General features: G+C 63.5%; 15 protein-coding genes and 1 tRNA gene. 10 read left to right on the top strand and 6 right to left on the bottom strand.

What is annotated here, in order from left to right; all coding sequences use genetic code 11:
• Positions 1-8: 8 nt before the first annotated feature.
• The 5 genes from RBJ75_RS17530 (at position 9) to fahA (ending at position 4,954) form a co-directional block, all read left to right on the top strand.
• Positions 9-224: a DUF2783 domain-containing protein gene (locus RBJ75_RS17530; protein ID WP_044404659.1), complete on the top strand. Its 216-nt coding sequence runs from the start codon at positions 9-11 to the stop codon at positions 222-224.
• Positions 225-398: 174 nt separating this feature from the next.
• Positions 399-1,349, top strand: a complete 951-nt coding sequence (locus RBJ75_RS17525; protein ID WP_044404641.1) for an MBL fold metallo-hydrolase — start codon at positions 399-401, stop codon at positions 1,347-1,349.
• Positions 1,350-1,400: 51 nt separating this feature from the next.
• Entirely contained in the window at positions 1,401-2,747 is a 1,347-nt protein-coding gene (gene hmgA / locus RBJ75_RS17520) for a homogentisate 1,2-dioxygenase (RefSeq protein WP_044404644.1), read from the top strand.
• Entirely contained in the window at positions 2,744-3,403 is a 660-nt protein-coding gene (maiA, locus tag RBJ75_RS17515) for a maleylacetoacetate isomerase (protein ID WP_044404647.1), read from the top strand. Before hmgA ends, maiA begins: the two co-directional genes overlap by 4 nt.
• Positions 3,404-3,694: 291 nt before the next feature.
• Positions 3,695-4,954 (top strand): fumarylacetoacetase, encoded by a 1,260-nt coding sequence (fahA, locus tag RBJ75_RS17510; protein WP_044418772.1) that lies wholly within the window; start codon positions 3,695-3,697, stop codon positions 4,952-4,954.
• Between the two features lie 31 nt (positions 4,955-4,985).
• Here the strand turns inward: fahA and RBJ75_RS17505 are convergent, their stop codons facing one another.
• The gene (locus RBJ75_RS17505; RefSeq protein ID WP_044418774.1) at positions 4,986-5,462 is read right to left on the bottom strand and encodes an Lrp/AsnC family transcriptional regulator; all 477 of its coding nucleotides are present in this window, start codon (positions 5,460-5,462) and stop codon (positions 4,986-4,988) included.
• Positions 5,463-5,591: 129 nt separating this feature from the next.
• Between RBJ75_RS17505 and hppD the strand changes: the two genes are divergently transcribed.
• A complete protein-coding gene (hppD, locus tag RBJ75_RS17500) occupies positions 5,592-6,710 on the top strand; it encodes a 4-hydroxyphenylpyruvate dioxygenase (RefSeq protein WP_044418776.1) in 1,119 nt (372 codons plus the stop codon).
• Positions 6,711-6,947: 237 nt separating this feature from the next.
• Here the strand turns inward: hppD and RBJ75_RS17495 are convergent, their stop codons facing one another.
• The 5 genes from RBJ75_RS17495 to RBJ75_RS17475 all read right to left on the bottom strand — a co-directional run bounded on the left by RBJ75_RS17495 (position 6,948) and on the right by RBJ75_RS17475 (position 12,429).
• Positions 6,948-8,072 carry a CaiB/BaiF CoA transferase family protein gene (locus RBJ75_RS17495; protein WP_044407888.1) on the bottom strand — a complete coding sequence of 375 codons (1,125 nt, stop codon included), beginning with the start codon at positions 8,070-8,072 and terminating at the stop codon, positions 6,948-6,950.
• Positions 8,073-8,270: 198 nt separating this feature from the next.
• Entirely contained in the window at positions 8,271-9,071 is an 801-nt protein-coding gene (locus tag RBJ75_RS17490) for an FAD binding domain-containing protein (protein WP_044407885.1), read from the bottom strand.
• A gap of 171 nt (positions 9,072-9,242) precedes the next feature.
• Complete coding sequence (locus RBJ75_RS17485; RefSeq protein WP_044407882.1) at positions 9,243-11,597, bottom strand: xanthine dehydrogenase family protein molybdopterin-binding subunit; 2,355 nt, start codon at positions 11,595-11,597, stop codon at positions 9,243-9,245.
• A gap of 103 nt (positions 11,598-11,700) precedes the next feature.
• Positions 11,701-12,186, bottom strand: a complete 486-nt coding sequence (locus RBJ75_RS17480; protein ID WP_044407879.1) for a (2Fe-2S)-binding protein — start codon at positions 12,184-12,186, stop codon at positions 11,701-11,703.
• 30 nt (positions 12,187-12,216) lie between these two features.
• Positions 12,217-12,429 carry a hypothetical protein gene (locus RBJ75_RS17475; RefSeq protein ID WP_152647642.1) on the bottom strand — a complete coding sequence of 71 codons (213 nt, stop codon included), beginning with the start codon at positions 12,427-12,429 and terminating at the stop codon, positions 12,217-12,219.
• A gap of 91 nt (positions 12,430-12,520) precedes the next feature.
• Between RBJ75_RS17475 and RBJ75_RS17470 the strand changes: the two genes are divergently transcribed.
• The 4 genes from RBJ75_RS17470 to RBJ75_RS17455 all read left to right on the top strand — a co-directional run bounded on the left by RBJ75_RS17470 (position 12,521) and on the right by RBJ75_RS17455 (position 16,934).
• Positions 12,521-14,002, top strand: coding sequence for an MFS transporter (locus RBJ75_RS17470; protein WP_044407876.1), 1,482 nt, complete (start codon positions 12,521-12,523; stop codon positions 14,000-14,002).
• The gene (otsB, locus tag RBJ75_RS17465) at positions 13,999-14,820 is read left to right on the top strand and encodes a trehalose-phosphatase (protein WP_044407873.1); all 822 of its coding nucleotides are present in this window, start codon (positions 13,999-14,001) and stop codon (positions 14,818-14,820) included. Before RBJ75_RS17470 ends, otsB begins: the two co-directional genes overlap by 4 nt.
• 168 nt (positions 14,821-14,988) lie before the next feature.
• Positions 14,989-16,464: an alpha,alpha-trehalose-phosphate synthase (UDP-forming) gene (otsA, locus tag RBJ75_RS17460; protein WP_080900931.1), complete on the top strand. Its 1,476-nt coding sequence runs from the start codon at positions 14,989-14,991 to the stop codon at positions 16,462-16,464.
• Between the two features lie 380 nt (positions 16,465-16,844).
• A tRNA-Ser gene (locus RBJ75_RS17455) sits at positions 16,845-16,934 on the top strand.
• The last annotated feature ends 170 nt before the right edge of the window (positions 16,935-17,104 follow it).

Below are 17,104 nucleotides of genomic sequence, written 5' to 3'. Positions count from 1 at the left end.
GAGGGATGATGGCGCTGTCGACGCAAAGCAATTTCGCCGATCCCGACGCCGCCTATCGGCTGATCGTGGAGGCGCATCGCGGCATCAGCGACGAGCAGAGCGCCGCGCTCGACGCCGCTTTGGTGCTGGTTCTGGCCAATCACATCGGCGATCTCGGCGTGCTGGGCGAGGCGTTGGCGCTGGCGAAGAAGAGCGTCAACGCCGCCCCGAAGCCGCCGCAATGAACCCCGCTCGTCATTGCGAGCCAACGGGTCGGCGCCAAGCGCCGCCCGATGACAGGCTCCGCGAAGCAATCCAGGGGCTCCGCGTACTGCGGCCCTGGATTGCTTCGTCGCTTCGCTCCTCGCAATGACGGGCTCTATTCACGGTAACGACTGAAGTCGAAGGAATTACAACAAATGGCCAAGGGTTTCGCATCCACCACCGACATGGTGGAAAAGAAAGTCACCTTCTCGGAGATCGGCACTGATCTCTACGCTTTCACCGCGGAGGGTGACCCGAATTCGGCGGTGATCGTCGGCGAGGACGGCTGCATCGTGTTCGATGCCCAGGCGACGCCGGCGATGGCCAACAAGGTGATCGAGCAGGTCAAGACCGTCACCGACAAGCCGATCAAATATGTCGTGCTGTCGCATTATCACGCCGTGCGCGTGCTCGGCGCCTCGGCCTATCAAGCCGAGGGTATCATCGCCTCGCAGGAAACCCATCGGCTGATCGACGAGCGCGGCCAGCAGGACTGGGATTCCGAATATGGCCGGTTCCCGCGGCTGTTCCAGGACGCCGAGAGCATTCCAGGCCTGACCTGGCCGACGCTGACCTTCGAGGGCGAGATGTCGATCTGGCTCGGCAAGCGCGAGGTGCGCTTGATCCAGCTCGGCGCCGGCCATACCTCAGGTGATATCGTCGCCTGGGTGCCGGACGCCGAAGTGATGTTCTCCGGCGACCTGATTGAATATCATTCGGCGTGTTATTGCGGCGACGCCTATTTGCGGGATTGGCCGATGACGCTGAACGAGATCCGCGATTTCAATCCCAAGGCGATCGCGCCCGGTCGCGGCGATGCGCTGACCGGGCTGGAGACCACCCGCGAGGCGATCGCGATGACGCGCGATTTCGTCGCCACGCTGTATGGCGCCGCCGAAATCTCGGTGGCCAAGGGCCGCTCCTTGAAGGACACCATGGCGGCGTGCCGCGAGGTGATGGACCCGAAATTCTCCAGCTTTGCGATCTACGAACATTGCCTGCCGTTCAACGTCTCGCGCGCCTTCGACGAGGCGTCGGGAATCGAGGATCCGGTGATCTGGACCGCCGAGCGCGACCGGGAGATGTGGGCCGCCCTGCAAGGATGATTGTGAAGCGGGTCTCGGTCGAGATCATGCGCAAACCGATCGGAGGATGACATGAACATCAACACCGCGCCTGACGTCATCAATCGCAGCACCGTCGGCGTCACGCCGGGCTACATGTCGGGCTTCGGCAATTCGTTCGAGACCGAAGCGTTGCCCGGCGCGCTGCCGGTGGGGCGCAACTCGCCGCAGCGCGCGCCCTATGGGCTCTATGCCGAGCAGCTGTCGGGCTCGCCGTTCACCGCGCCGCGCGGCAGCAATGAGCGCTCCTGGCTGTATCGCATCCGCCCGTCGGTGAAGCATTCCGGTCGCTTCACCAAGGTCGATGCCGGGCTGTGGCGTTCCGCCCCATGCCTGGAATACGACATGCCGATCGAGCAGCTGCGCTGGGACCCCGCGCCGATGCCGAGCGAGCAGCTGACCTTCCTGCAAAGCGTGCGGACCATGACCACCGCGGGTGACGTCAATACCCAGGCCGGCATGGCGGCGCATATCTATCTGATCACCGCCTCGATGGTGGATCAGCATTTCTACAATGCCGACGGCGAAATGCTGTTCGTGCCGCAACAGGGCCGGCTGCGCTTCGTCACCGAATTCGGCGTGATCGATGCGGAGCCCGGCGAGATCGTGGTGATCCCGCGCGGCGTCAAGTTCCGGGTCGAACTGATCGACGGCCCGGCGCGCGGCTATCTGTGCGAGAATTATGGCGGCGCCTTCACGCTGCCGGAGCGCGGCCCGATCGGCGCCAATTGCCTCGCCAATGCGCGCGACTTTCTCACCCCGGTGGCCGCCTATGAGGACAAGGACAGCCCGACCGAACTATTCGTCAAATGGGGCGGCGCGTTGTGGATGACCAGATTGCCGCATTCGCCGATCGACGTGGCGGCGTGGCACGGCAATTACGCACCATATAAATACGACCTGCGGACGTTCTCTCCGGTCGGCGCAATCGGCTTCGATCATCCCGATCCGTCGATCTTCACCGTGCTGACCTCGCCGTCGGAAACCGCCGGAACCGCCAATATCGATTTCGTGATCTTTCCGGAACGCTGGATGGTGGCGGAAAACACGTTCCGGCCGCCATGGTATCACATGAATATCATGTCGGAATTCATGGGGCTGATCTACGGCACCTATGACGCCAAGCCGCAGGGCTTCGTCCCCGGCGGCGCGTCGCTGCACAATATGATGCTGCCGCATGGGCCGGACCGCGAAGCCTTCGATCATGCCACGAATGGCGAACTGAAACCGGTCAAGCTCACCGGCACGATGGCGTTCATGCTGGAGACCCGCTACCCGCAGCGCGTCACCGAATATGCGGCGACAGCCGGGGCGTTGCAGCCCGATTACGCCGATTGCTGGAACGGGATCGAGAAGCGCTTCGATCCGGGCCGGCCATGACCAAGCCGCCCCAGGATCACGCCGCCGCTGTGCTGTATGGATATTTCCGGTCCTCGGCGGCGTACCGAGTGCGGATCGCGCTCAACCTCAAGGGTATCGTCGTCGCGCAGCGCTACGTGCATCTGCGCAATGGTGAGCAGAACCTCGAAGCCTTTCGCTGGATCAATCCGGCCGGGCTGGTGCCGTATTGGAGCGAGGGCGATTTCAACCTGGCGCAATCCTTGGCGATCATCGAATATCTCGACGAGAGCCATCCCGAGCCGCCGCTGCTGCCGAAGGATGTCAAGGCTCGGGCGATCGTGCGCGAGATTGCCTATGCGGTGTGTTGTGACATCCATCCGCTCGGCAATCTGCGGGTGCTGGCCCGGCTGACCGAACTCGGCGTCGACGCGACCGAACGCGCGCGCTGGTCGAAGGAGTGGATCGAAGCCGGCTTCGTCGCGATCGAGGCGCGTCTGGCGCAGACGCCGGGACCGTTCGCCTATGGCGAGGCGCCGACGCTGGCCGATCTGTGCATCGTGCCGCAGGTTTTCAACGCAAGGCGGTTCGACGCCGATCTGGCGCCATTCGAGCGGATCCGCCAGATCGAGGCCGAGGCGCTGAAGATCGAGGCCTTCACCGCGGCCGAGCCCGGCCGCCAGCCGGATGCGGAGTGAGCATGCCAGCTCATGTTGCGCGCGAGCCTTCTCGACCTTTCCTCGCGTGCGGCAAGGCGATCGCATATGAGCGTTTGCGCTCACAGCGCGGTTCACCCTCCCCTGGAGGGGGAGGGTCGCTCGCGTCAGCGAGCGGGGTGGGGTGGCGAAGAGGTTATGCGCCGTGCCCGCGGCTCACCCCACCCCGGCGTGCACCGCGCTTCGCGCGCTTCCCGCCGACCCTCCCCCTCCAGGGGAGGGTGAAGAAAGCTCCACGATCCGCCCGCACCGTTCAACGTCCCAGGACATTTCATGCACCCCAACGATCCGACACTCCGCTCCTTCATCGAGGTGAAGCCCGACTGCGACTTCCCGATCCAGAATCTTCCCTATGGGGTGTTCTCAACCAAGGCGGCGCCGCGCGTCGGGGTGGCGATCGGGGATTTCGTGCTGGATCTTGCCGCGCTGCAATCGGCGGGATTGCTCGACGGCGCGCAGGGCGTGTTCGCGCAACCGTCGATCAATGGTTTCATGGCGCTGGGCCCCGAGATCTGGTCGCGGACCCGGGCGCGGATCAGCACCCTGCTGCGCCACGACAATCCGGAATTGCGCGACGACGCGGCGCTGCGCGCGAAAGCACTGATCCCGCTGGCCGAGGCCAGGCTGCACCTGCCGCTGCGGGTCGAAGGCTTCACCGATTTCTATTCGTCGAAGGAACATGCCAGCAATGTCGGCGCCATGTTCCGCGACAAGTCCAATCCGCTTCTGCCGAACTGGCTGCATATTCCGATCGGCTATAACGGCCGCTCTTCCACAGTGGAGGTCAGCGGCACCAAGATCCGCCGGCCACGCGGCCAGTTGAAGCCGCCTTCCGCCGAGCTGCCGAGCTTCGGACCCTGCAAACGGCTCGATTTCGAATTGGAGATGGGCGTCGTGGTGGGCCAATCCTCGACGATGGGCGAGATGCTGACGGAGGCGCAGGCCGAGGCGATGATCTTCGGCTTTGTGTTGCTGAACGATTGGAGCGCGCGCGACATCCAGCAATGGGAATATGTGCCGCTCGGCCCGTTCCAGGCCAAGGCCTTCGCCACCTCGATCAGCCCTTGGATCGTGACGCGGGAAGCGCTGGAGCCGTTCCGATTGCAGGGGCCGGCGCAGGACCCGGTGCCGCTGCCCTATCTGCAGCAGCGCGGCGCCAACAATTACGATCTGGCGCTCGAGGTCGGGCTGCGCAGCGCGGCGATGAACGCGCCGGCGACGATCTGCGCCACCAATTTCAAATATATGTACTGGTCCTCAGTGCAGCAGCTGATTCATCACGCCTCATCGGGCTGCGCCATGAATGTCGGCGATCTGCTCGGCTCCGGCACCATCAGCGGCCCGGACAAGGATAGCCGCGGCAGCCTCTTGGAAATCAGCTGGAACGGCGCCGAACCGTTCGAGCTGCCCAGTGGCGAGACCCGCAGCTTCCTCGAGGACGGAGACTCGCTGGTGATGCGCGGCTGGTGCCAGGGCGAGGGCTACCGCATCGGCTTCGGCGACGTCGAAGGCACGATCCTGCCGGCGACGTAGCAAGGCCGCATCGCGCCAGCGATAGGTAGCGTCACCGCGCCAGCTCTTTCAGCGGCAGCTTCACGGTCTGCTTGAGCCGGTCGAGCACGATCGACGAGCGCACATGGGCGACGCTCGGATGCGGCATCAGCACCTTGTTGACGATGTCGGACAGGCTCTTGAGGTCGCGCAGCACCGTCTTGAGCAGATAGTCGGCGTCGCCGGTCAGCGAATAGGCCTCCTGAATCTCGTCGACCCGGTTGACCAGCGCGCGGAATCGCTTGGCATTGTCGGGCGAGTGCGTCGCCAGCGTGATGTGGATGAAGGCGATGACGTGGAAGCCGAGCGCCTCGCTGTCGAGGTCGGCGTGATAGCCCGAAATCACGTTCTCTTGCTCGAGCCGCATCCGCCGCCGTGAGCATTGCGAGGCCGATAACCCGGCGACATCGGCCAGCTGCTGGTTGGTCAGCCGGCCGTCGTCCTGCAGCGCGGCGAGAATTCTGAGGTCGAAAGCATCCACCGGGATCATGCGCGAAATGGCCTCTTGGTGCACAAGCTATGCATCATACTTGCATAACGCGCTGCAATTTGCATGCACCTTGCGTCGAAAGTGACCGACACTTCAATCAACAGATCAAATCAAGACCAGGAGGAAGCCATGGGTCCGTTCCCGCACGACGCCCCGCCCGCCGTGATCTCGGCGGAAAATCCGATGGGCACCGACGGTTTCGAATTCGTCGAATACGCCCATCCGAATCCCGCGGAACTCCACGAGCTGTTCAAGTTGATGGGCTACGTCGCGGTAGCGCGGCACAAGACCAAGACCATCACCGTCTATCGCCAGGGCGATATCAACTATCTGGTCAATGAGCAGCCCGGCAGCCACGGCCACGACTTCGTCGCCGCGCACGGGCCGTGCGCGCCGGCGATGGCGTTTCGTGTCGTCGATGCGAACAAGGCATATGCCCGCGCGCTGGCGCTCGGCGCCGAGCCGGCCGAGGCCGGTGCCGCGCAAAAGACGCTCGACGTGCCGGCGATCAAGGGCATCGGCGGCAGCCTGTTGTATTTCGTCGATCGCTACGGCGCCAAGGGTTCGGCCTATGATCTCGAATTCGACTGGCTCGCCGCGAAAAACCCGAGGCCGGAAGGCGTCGGCCTGTACTATCTCGATCACCTCACCCACAACGTGCAACGCGGCCGCATGGATGTGTGGACCGGCTTCTACGAAAAGCTGTTCAACTTCCGCCAGATCCGGTTCTTCGATATCGAGGGCCGCGCCTCCGGGCTGTTCTCGCGGGCGTTGACCAGCCCCGACGGCAAGATCCGGATTCCGATCAATGAGGACGCCGGCGATTCCGGCCAGATCGAGGAATATCTGCACTCCTATCGCGGCGAGGGCATTCAGCACATCGCCTGCGGCGCCAAGGACATCTATCGCGCCGTCGAGCAGCTGCGCGCCGATGGCCTGCCATTCATGCCGTCGCCGCCGCCGACCTATTTCGAGAAGATCGACGCGCGGTTGCCCAAGCATGGCGAGGATATCGCGCGGCTGAAACAGGACGGCATCCTGATCGACGGCGAAGGCGTCGTCGCCGGCGGCGAGACCAAGGTGCTGCTGCAGATCTTCTCGGCCAATGCGATCGGGCCGATCTTCTTCGAATTCATCCAGCGCAAGGGCGACGACGGCTTCGGCGAAGGCAATTTCAAGGCGCTGTTCGAATCGATCGAGGAAGACCAGATCCGCCGCGGCGTGCTGAAGGACAAGACCGCCGCATAGGCGAGCCGGCGCGTCATGCCAAGCCGTTTGGTTTCGACTTGTCCTCGCGTCTTGGCCGGGCTTGTCCCGGCCATCCACGCCTTTGATCCAGCACGGCGCTCAAGGCGTGGATGCCCGGCACAAGGCCGGGCATGACGAACGAGAGGCCGTGCCCTTAGGTATCAGTCGATCGGCAGGCCGATCGCTTCAATCAGCGCAAGCGGAGCCGCTTGCGCTGATTGCGAATGTCCGGCCGGATCAGCTCCGGCCCCATTGCTTGGCGATTCCGGCGAGGTCCGCGGTCACCGGCGCGCGGGCCGCCGAGGGGGTGCGCGAGAATCGCGGCGCCGGTGCCGGCTGGGTGTGGCCTTCGTGGGTGATGAACACCTCGCGGGCGACCATGTGCGGATGCTTGGTGGCCTCCGACATCGTCAGCACCGGCGCAAAGCAGATATCGGTGCCTTCCATGATGGCGCACCATTCGTCGCGGCTCTTGGTCTTGAACACCGCAGCCAGCTTCTGTTTCAGCTCCGGCCAATTCTTCTTGTCCATCTGGCCGTCGAATTGCGGATCGTTCAGCCCGGCATGCTGGCGCAGCAGCGCGTAGAATTGCGGCTCGATCGAGCCGAGCGAGACGAAGCCGCCGTCCTTGCACTCATAGGTGCCGTAGAAATGCGCGCCGCCGTCGAGCATGTTGCTCTCGCGGCTTTCCTTCCAGACGCCCTTGGCGGTCATGTCGAAGAACATGGTGATCAGCGAGGTGGCGCCGTCGCACATCGCGGCGTCGACCACCTGGCCCTTGCCGGACTTGCCGGCTTCCAGCAGCGCGGCGAGCAGGCCGACCACCAGATAGAGCGAGCCGCCGCCGAAATCGCCGACCAGATTGAGCGGCGGCACCGGGCGTTCCGCCGGACCGATTGCGGCCAGCGCGCCGGTGATCGAGATGTAGTTGATGTCATGGCCGGCGGCCTGCGCCAGCGGGCCGCTCTGGCCCCAGCCGGTCATCCGGCCATAGACCAGCTTCGGATTGCGCGCCATCACAACGTCAGGACCAAGGCCGAGCCGCTCCATCACGCCCGGCCGATAGCCTTCGATCAGCGCGTCGGCGCCGTCGAGCAGCGTCAGCACGCCGGCAATTGCGGCCTTGTCCTTGAGGTCGACCGCGACCAGGGTGCGTCCGCGCGCCGCGGCGCCCGTCGGCGTCTGGCCGGCGCGGGTCAGGGTGATCACCTCGGCGCCCATATCGGCCAACAGCATGGAGGCGAACGGGCCCGGTCCGATGCCGGCAAATTCGACAATCCGGATTCCGGCGAGCGGGCCGCTGCGGGTCTGTTGCGTCGGGGTGGAGATGGTTGCTGAATCCTGCACCTTGAGTTTTCCCATATCTGATGGCGCCGCTTGGGGCGGCGCGCGGTTCTCGTTGCGGAAAACTCTCTATGCTGGCTGCGTCGAGGGCAAGCCACTTTTAACCGCACTCCTGCATGCGGCCATGCGTCGGAGACACACAACGACGGCCACAAACAAAGACGGCGCGCCGCGAGGCGCGCCGCTTGCCGTGGGATGGAATTCAGCGCGCCGAATTCAGCCCGCCGCTTCGACCGCGCGTTTCGCCATCACCTTGATCAGATTGGCGCGATAGTCGGAGCTGCCGTGGATGTCCGACATCAGGCCTTCGTCGGAAATCCTGACGCCGTCCAGCGCCGCTGCCGACCAATTCGCCTTCAGCGCGTCCTCGATCGCCGGCACCCGCATCACGCCGTTCTGCGACGCGCCGGTGGCGGCGACCCGGATCTCGCCGGCTTTGGTCTTGGCCACGAAGACGCCGGTGAGGGCGAAGCGCGAGGCCGGATTGCGAAATTTGGCGTAGCCGGCCTTGGCGGGAATCGGAAACGCGATCGCGGTGATGATCTCATTGTCCTCCAGCGCGGTGGCGAACAGCCCCTGGAAGAATTGATCGGCGGGGATCTCGCGCCTGTTGGTCTTCACCATGGCGCCGAGCGCCAGCAGCGCCGCCGGATAATCCGCGGTGGGGTCGTTGGTGGCGACCGAGCCGCCGATGGTGCCGCGCGCGCGCACCGCGGGATCGCCGACCACCGAGGTGAGATGCGCGATCGCCGGGATCGAACGCTTCACCTCGGCGCTGTTGACGATGTCCACATAGGTGGTCGCAGCCTTGATGGTCAACGTGTCGGCATTGGCCTCGATGCCGATCAGCGCCGGAATCCGGGCGATGTCGATCACGTCGCTCGGCGCGGCCAGCCGCTGCTTCATCACCGGCAGCAAAGTGTGGCCGCCAGCGAGATATTTGGAATCGGAGCCTTTGGCAAACAGGGCCGCGGCTTCTTCGACGGTGGCGGGGCGGTGATAGGTCATGGCGTACATGATAAATCTCCCTCAGAGATCAAATTCGAAATGTCATCGAGCCTCGAAGTTTCGTCATTGCGAGGAGCGAAGCGACGAAGCAATCCAGGGCTGTGTGCGTTGCTCCTGGATTGCTTGGCTCGATCGGCCGGCGCTTTGCGCCGACCGATCGGCTCGCAATGACGAACCCGTCTATTCCGCCGCCTGCTGCAGCTGCATCGCGTGCCAGACCCGGTCCGGGGTCGCCGGCATCTCCAGATTGTTGTGGCCGATTGCGTCGGTGATGGCATTGATCACCGCCGCCGAGGCGCCGATCGCGCCGGCCTCGCCGCAGCCCTTGACGCCGAGCGGATTGCCCGGACACAAAGTGGTGGTGTGCGACAGCTTGAACGACGGCACGTCGTCGGCGCGCGGCATCGCGTAATCCATGAACGACGCGGTGATCAGCTGGCCGGTGTCGTCATAGACCGCGGCTTCGAGGATCGCCTGGCCGATGCCCTGGACCAGACCGCCATGGACCTGGCCCTCGACGATCATCGGATTGATCAGCCGGCCGAAATCGTCGACCGCGACGAAATTGACGATCGTGGTCTTGCCGGTGCCGGGATCGACCTCGACCTCGCAGATATAGGAGCCGGCCGGGAAGGTGAAGTTGGTCGGGTCGTAGAACGCGCCTTCCTTGAGACCGGGCTCCATGCCGTCGGGCAGATTGTGCGCGGTGTAGGCGGCCAGCGCCACCATCGGCAGCGCGATCGATTTGTCGGTGCCGGTGACTTTGAACTCGCCGTTCTCGATCACGATGTCGTCTTCGGAGGCCTCGAGCTGATGCGCGGCGATTTTCTTGGCCTTGCTCTCGACCTTTTCCATCGCCTTGAAGATCGCCGACATGCCCACTGCTGCCGAGCGTGACCCATAGGTGCCCATGCCGAACTGCACCTTGTCGGTGTCGCCATGGACGATCGAGACCTGGCTGATCGGAATCCCGAGGCGATCCGCGACCAGCTGCGCAAAGGTGGTCTCATGGCCCTGGCCGTGGCTGTGACTGCCGGTCAGGATCTCGATGGTGCCGACCGGATTGACACGAACCTCGGCGGATTCCCACAATCCGACGCCGGCGCCGAGCGAGCCCACCGCCTTCGACGGCGCGATGCCGCAGGCCTCGATGTAGCAGGAAAAGCCCAAGCCGCGCAGCTTGCCTTCGGACTTGGCCTTGGCCTGGCGCGCCGGGAAACCGGCATAATCGATTTCCTTCAAGGCGGCGTCGAGCGAGGCGCCGAAATCGCCGATGTCATAGGCCATGATCACCGGGGTCTGGTGCGGGAAGCTGGTGATGAAATTCTTGCGCCGCAACTCGGCCGGATCGACCTTCAGCTGCCGCGCCGCGGTCTCCATCAGCCGCTCCAGCAGATAGCAGGCCTCCGGACGCCCCGCGCCCCGATAGGCGTCGACCGGGGTGGAGTTGGTGTAGACCCCGATCACCTCGGCATGGATCGCCGGAATGTTGTACTGCCCCGACAGCAGCGTGGCGTACAGATAAGTCGGCACCGAGGACGAGAACAGCGACATATAGGCGCCGAAATTGGCGTGGGTGGTGACCCGCAGGCCGAGGATCTTGTTGTCCTTGTCGAACGCCATCTCGGCCTTGGAGATATGGTCGCGGCCGTGGGCGTCGGTGAGGAACGCCTCGTTGCGGTCGCCGGTCCATTTCACCGGACGGCGAACCTTCTTGGACGCCCACAGCGCCACCATCTCTTCCGGATAGATGAAGATCTTGGAGCCGAAGCCGCCGCCGACATCGGGCGCCACCACCCGCAGCTTGTTCTCGGGCGCGACATTGTAGAATGCCGACAGCACCAGCCGTGCCACATGCGGATTCTGCGAGGTGGTGTACAGCGTGAAGTGTTCTTCGGCTTCGTTATATTCGGCCAGTGCCGCACGCGGCTCCATCGCGTTCGGCACCAGCCGGTTGTTGACCAGCTCGAAGTTGACCACATTGGCGGCCTTGGCGAAGGCGTCGTCGACCGCCTTGGCGTCGCCGATCTCCCAATCATAGACGATATTGCCGGGGGCTTCGGGGTGAAGCTGCGGCGCGCCGGGCGCGATCGCCATCTTGATATGGTGGGCGCTCGGCAGTTCTTCATAATCGACCACGACGGCTTCGGCCGCGTCGCGGGCCTGGTTCTTGGTCTCGGCAATCACCACCGCGACCGCCTGGCCGACAAAGCGCACGGTTTCCGGCGCCATCGCCGGCCACGCGCCCATCTTCATCGCCGAGCCGTCCTTCGAATGCACCGCCCAGCCGCAGATCAGATTGCCGATCTTGTCGTCGACGATCTGCTGGCCGGTCAGCACGTCGACCACGCCCGGCATCTTCTTGGCCTCGGTGGCGTCGATGCTCTTGACCTTGGCGTGGGCGTGGGGGCTGCGCACGAAATGCGCGAAGGTCATGCCGTGAATCTTGATGTCGTCGACATAGCGGCCCTTGCCGGTGATGAAGCGACGGTCTTCCTTCCGCACAACGCTTTTGCCAATGCCTTCAACGCCCATGACGTCTCTCCCTGTCGGATGCTTCGATCGCGCGACAATGCGAACAACGCGGACGGCACCCTTGATTTGAAATTGGATCGTTCAAAAACCGAGCGGCGCGGAGCTATTCCGCGGCCTGCTTCATCTTCATGCGGGAGGCCGCATCGAGCACCGATTTGACGATGTTGTGGTACCCGGTGCAGCGGCAGATATTGCCCTCGAGCTCCTGCCGGACCGTGTCCTCGTCGAGGTCGCCATCATGGCGGTTGACGATATCGATCGCCGACATGATCATGCCGGGCGTGCAATAGCCGCATTGCAGACCGTGATTGTCGCGAAACGCCGCTTGCATCGGGTGCAGCTCGTCGCCCCTGGCGATGCCTTCGATGGTGGTGACATTGGCGCCATTGGCCTGGCCGACCAAAGTGGTGCAGGATTTCACCGCGCGTCCGTCGATATGGACGATGCAGGCGCCGCACTGGCTGGTATCGCAGCCGACATGGGTGCCGGTCAGGCCCAGATGGTCGCGCAGCAACTGCACGAGCAAAGTCCGATCCTCGACCTCCGCCGTGACCGATTTGCCATTGACTGTCAGTGACACTGTTGACACGCTCAGGCCTCCCCATGCTTTTTAATTGGTCTAATTAGAAGCATTGCGGCCGGACTTTGCAACTGGGATTTTCAACTTCGAAGTCATCGTCACGTCATTGGTATCGGAAGATTGGTATTGGAAGCGGCTGCGTTGCGCGCTGGCATCGGCATGTGGCGGCAGCGCCGGCATTGCTGACTCACGCGCTTTGGCCTGTGCTGCGGGCGGGGCGATTGCGGCCAAGCGGGAACTGATGCGCCGCATCCCGGTTACCTAGATGTGATCCAATATTTATGGGTGTGGTTGCCGCGCTTCGGTGTCCGCAAGGAATTGAAAGAGGCCGGAGCAGGGCGGAATGACCAGTCGACACAGCGCCGCCGCTGAGACAACGGGACCGGTTTTCGCCGCGCGTATCATCGAGACCGACATTCCCTATCGGCTCGACAGCCTGCGCTGGAGTGGATTTCACACCCGCGTCGTGTTCGCGCTGGGAGTGACCTGGATTCTCGACGGCCTCGAAGTGACGCTGGCGGGCGCACTGTCCGGGGCACTGAAAGACAGCCCGACGCTGCGCTTTTCCAATCTCGATGTCGGCCTCGCCAACAGCGCCTATCTGGCCGGCGCGGTGCTGGGTGCGCTGGGATTCGGTTGGCTCACCGACCGGATCGGCCGCAAGAAGCTGTTCTTCATCACGCTGGCGCTCTATCTCACCGCGACCGCCGCAACGGCGCTGTCCTGGAGCGTGACGAGCTACGCGTTGTTTCGCTTCCTGACCGGGGCGGGAATCGGCGGCGAGTACACCGCGATCAATTCGACGATTCAGGAATTGGTGCCGGCGCGCTATCGTGGCTGGACCGATCTGGTCATCAATGGCAGTTTCTGGATTGGCGCCGCGATCGGCGCGGTCGCCGCGATCGTGCTGCTCGATCCCGCCGTGGTCGGCCCCGACATCGGCTGGCGGCTGGCCTATCTGACCGGTGCGGTGCTCGGCCTCGTGGTGTTCACGATGCGGCTGTGGATTCCGGAAAGCCCACGCTGGCTGATGATCCACGGCGATCCCGAACGCGCCGATGCGATCGTCACGGAGATCGAGCGGCATGCAACGGCCGATCCGGACGTGGCGCGGCCGTTGCCGAAAATCCGCCTGCAGACCCGCAGCCACACGCCGTTGCGCGAGGTCGCGCAGACGCTGTTCACGCTGTATCGCCAGCGCTCGCTGGTCGGTCTGGCCTTGATGACCGCGCAGGCGTTTTTTTACAACGCGATCTTCTTCACCTATGCACTGGTGCTGACCGAATTCTTCGGCATCGCGTCGAGCCAGATCGGCTGGTACATCCTGCCCTTCGCGGCCGGCAATTTTCTCGGGCCCCTGCTGCTCGGCCGATTGTTCGACACGTTGGGACGCCGGGTGATGATTCCGTTCACCTATGCGGTCTCCGGCTTCCTGCTTGCGTTGTCGGGCTATCTGTTCTCGATCGGCGCGCTCAGCGCGCAGAGCCAGACCATCGCCTGGATGGTGATCTTCTTCTTCGCCTCGCCGGCGGCGAGCGCCGCCTATCTCACCGTCAGCGAGACCTTTCCGCTCGAGGTCAGGGCGCTGGCAATCGCGCTGTTCTATGCGATCGGCACCGGGATCGGCGGCGTCGCGGGGCCGGCACTGTTTGGCGCGCTGATCGATACCGGATCGCGCGGCACGGTTTTCGCAGGGTATCTGCTGGGATCGGCCTTGATGCTGGGCGCGGCATGGGTCGGATGGCGCTATGGTATCGCCGCAGAACGCAAATCACTGGAAGCGGTGGCGCAACCGCTTGCGGCAATAATAAAGGAAACGACATGAAACAGACTTTGGCAGATCAGGCATCCGCGGATCGTGCATCGCGGGCCACCGCGTCGCCGGACCGGCCTGCGCCAAGCGCAATCATTCCGCCCCTCGATCAATGCGCGTTGTTGCTGGACATCGACGGCACCTTGCTCGATCTGGCGCAGACGCCCCGCGAAGTGTGGGTGCCGCCGGGCCTCGAGCAATCATTGACCGAGCTGGTGAAGCGGACCTCGGGCGCATTGGCTCTGGTGAGCGGCCGCTCGCTCAACGATATCGATTTGATTTTTGCACCGACGCGGTTTCCGGCGGTCGGCGGCCATGGCGCGGAAATGCGGCTGGCGGTCGAGAACGAGGCGGTGTCCGCGCATGCGCCGCCGCTGGATCCGGAGATGAAGGGCCGTCTGGCCGCGATCGCCAAGCTCAGCCCCGGCATCCTGCTCGAAGACAAGGGCTATTCGCTGGCCCTGCATTTCCGGCTGGCGCCGCAATATGAGCAGACGATCTACGACGCGGTGCATGCAATCCGCGCCGACTATCCGGACGCGCCGATCGAAGTCATGCCCGGCAAGTCGGTCTGCGAAATCAAGCATGTTGGTTTCACCAAGGCGACCGGCGTGCGCGAATTGATGAATCACGAGCCATTCAAGGGCCGGCGTCCGGTGTTTCTCGGCGACGACGTCACGGATGAGACGGTGTTTGCGATCATGCCTGAGCTGCAGGGGCTGGCCTTTTCGGTCGGCCGTTATGCCGAAGGCGTGGCCGGCCATTTCGATCAACCCAGCGATGTGCGCGAATGGCTGGCGCAGTTGGCGGGAAACGGTCAGGCGAATTAGGCAGAGATTGGTGCGGTGGAAACGCAATAACGGCATTGCGCATGGGAACCGATCGCAAAAGCGCCGCTCCCAGCCAATTTGCATCGGAACGATTTCGATGAACAGCTGTTAATATCGCGAGCTTTAATACGTCCGGAGAGATACGCTCGCAAAGTCGGAGGAGTTTCAGTGAATCTCGTAGTCGTCTCCAATCGGGTCGCGCGCGCCACAGCAAATGAGCCGATGACGGGAGGCTTGGCAGCGGCATTGCTGCCAGTGGTTGAGAAGTCCGGGGCCATCTGGGTCGGTTCCAGTGGCCGAGTGCGTGACGGGGCACAGAAAGACCCATTTGCACAGATCGAAGCGCTCGGCACCGGCGCTTTGGCGATGCTCGACCTGCCAGCCGCGCATTACGGCGGCTATTACGAAGGATTTGCCAATTCCGCGCTTTGGCCGGCGTTGCATTCTCGGCCGGATCTGATCCGCGTCACCCAGGACGATTATCAATCCTATCGCGAGGTCAACGCCTTCATGGCGCGGGCATTATTGCGGTTCCGCAAGCCCGACACCGTGTTCTGGATTCAGGATTACCATTTTCTCGCGCTCGGCGCCGAATTGCGCGACCAGGGCGTCGACCATCCGCTTGGATTTTTTCTGCATACGCCATGGCCATCGCGCGCCACCATCGGCAGCGTGCCGCATCATCGCGAATTGATCGAGGCGATGCTGGCCTATGATCTGATCGGCTTTCAGACCGACGAGGATCAGCAGAATTTTCTCTCCTATTTGAAGATCGATTTGGGGCTGCGCGTCAGCCGCGACAGCGTGACCTCGAGCTACGGAACCTCACGATGCGCCGTGTTCCCGATCGGGATCGATGCCGATAAATTTGCCCAGCAGGCTCACAAGGCGGTGTCGCATCCGGACGTCTCGCGGTTGCGCAGAAGCCTGAATGGCGAGAAGCTGGTGATCGGGGTGGATCGGCTGGATTATTCCAAGGGGTTGATCAACCGCATCAACGCTTTCGACCGGATGCTGACCCAGCATACCGCCTTGCAGCGCACGGTGTCGTTGCTGCAGATCGCCACGCCCTCGCGGGGCACGATCGAGGCCTATGGAAATCTCCAAGCCGACCTCGCCCGACTGGTGAGCGACGTCAACGGGCGGCTCGGCGAAGCCGACTGGACCCCGATCCGCTATCTCAACAAAGGTTTTCGTCAGACCGTGCTTGCCGGCCTGTATCGCACCGCGCAGGTCGGGCTGGTAACGCCGCTCCAGGACGGCATGAACCTGGTGGCGAAGGAATATGTTGCCGCGCAGAATCCGGTTGATCCCGGCGTGCTGGTGCTGTCGAAATTCGCCGGCGCCGCCAATGAGCTGGAAACCGCGCTCCTGGTCAACCCGCACGATATCGACGGCATGGCGCGCACCCTGGCTACAGCGCTGTCGATGCCGCTCCATGAACGGCGGATGCGCTGGGAGGCGATGATGGACAAGTTGCGCACCAACAGCATCCAGCGCTGGTTCGCCGATTTCGTCGACACCCTGCAGAGCGCGCATAGCGTCAACGCGCATAACGCAGCCGATCAGTCAGCCATTGAAATCCCCACGACCGTATGGCCCCCGCGTGGCTTGGGCGGACGCGATAGCGCGCGCCTGAACTAGCCTGGCCAGTTCTCGGCCGCCGCTTCACCAGTGCTGCAATCCGGATCGGATCGGATCGCGACGCGAGTTCTGGATTACCCAGAGCCAGCTCTGGCGCGGGGGCATTTGCCTTCCCGATACCGAGGCGCCCGTGAATGGACCAATGGGTGTCCGCGGCTTGAATCGGCGTTTTCGCCGCCTTGGCCGCAATGCTCATGGCTCGGAGCGAATCCCCAGCCTTGCCGCTCGGCGGCTGAAACGGCCAGAGAGGCCGTCGACGCCCCGTCATTGGCGCCCGGATCTCAAAAAAACGATTAATTAAACAAGCAGTTGCGGAAAAGCGCCGGTTCCGGGGCGCGATCCCTTGCCAAAATTGCCCGGCACCGTCATGAGAAGGCGACGGAGAGATGGCCGAGTGGCTTAAGGCGCACGCTTGGAAAGCGTGTGTGCGGGAAACCGTACCGTGGGTTCGAATCCCACTCTCTCCGCCATAAACGACTGAAATAATTGGCTTATTTTCGACTTTTCCGTTTTAGCCCTAGCGGCAACCCTACCGTTCGATTCTTGGGCTAAACCCATGTCCACCGGTCGCCCCGGATCGCCACGCCGGCTCCCTTTCGGGGCTGACCAGAGCCAGGCGCACAAAAGCCGCAGGGAAGCC

This window comes from Rhodopseudomonas sp. BAL398, from assembly GCF_033001325.1.
Classification (GTDB): Bacteria; Pseudomonadota; Alphaproteobacteria; order Rhizobiales; family Xanthobacteraceae; genus JARJEH01.
This window is presented reverse-complemented; position numbering and strand designations above follow the sequence as displayed.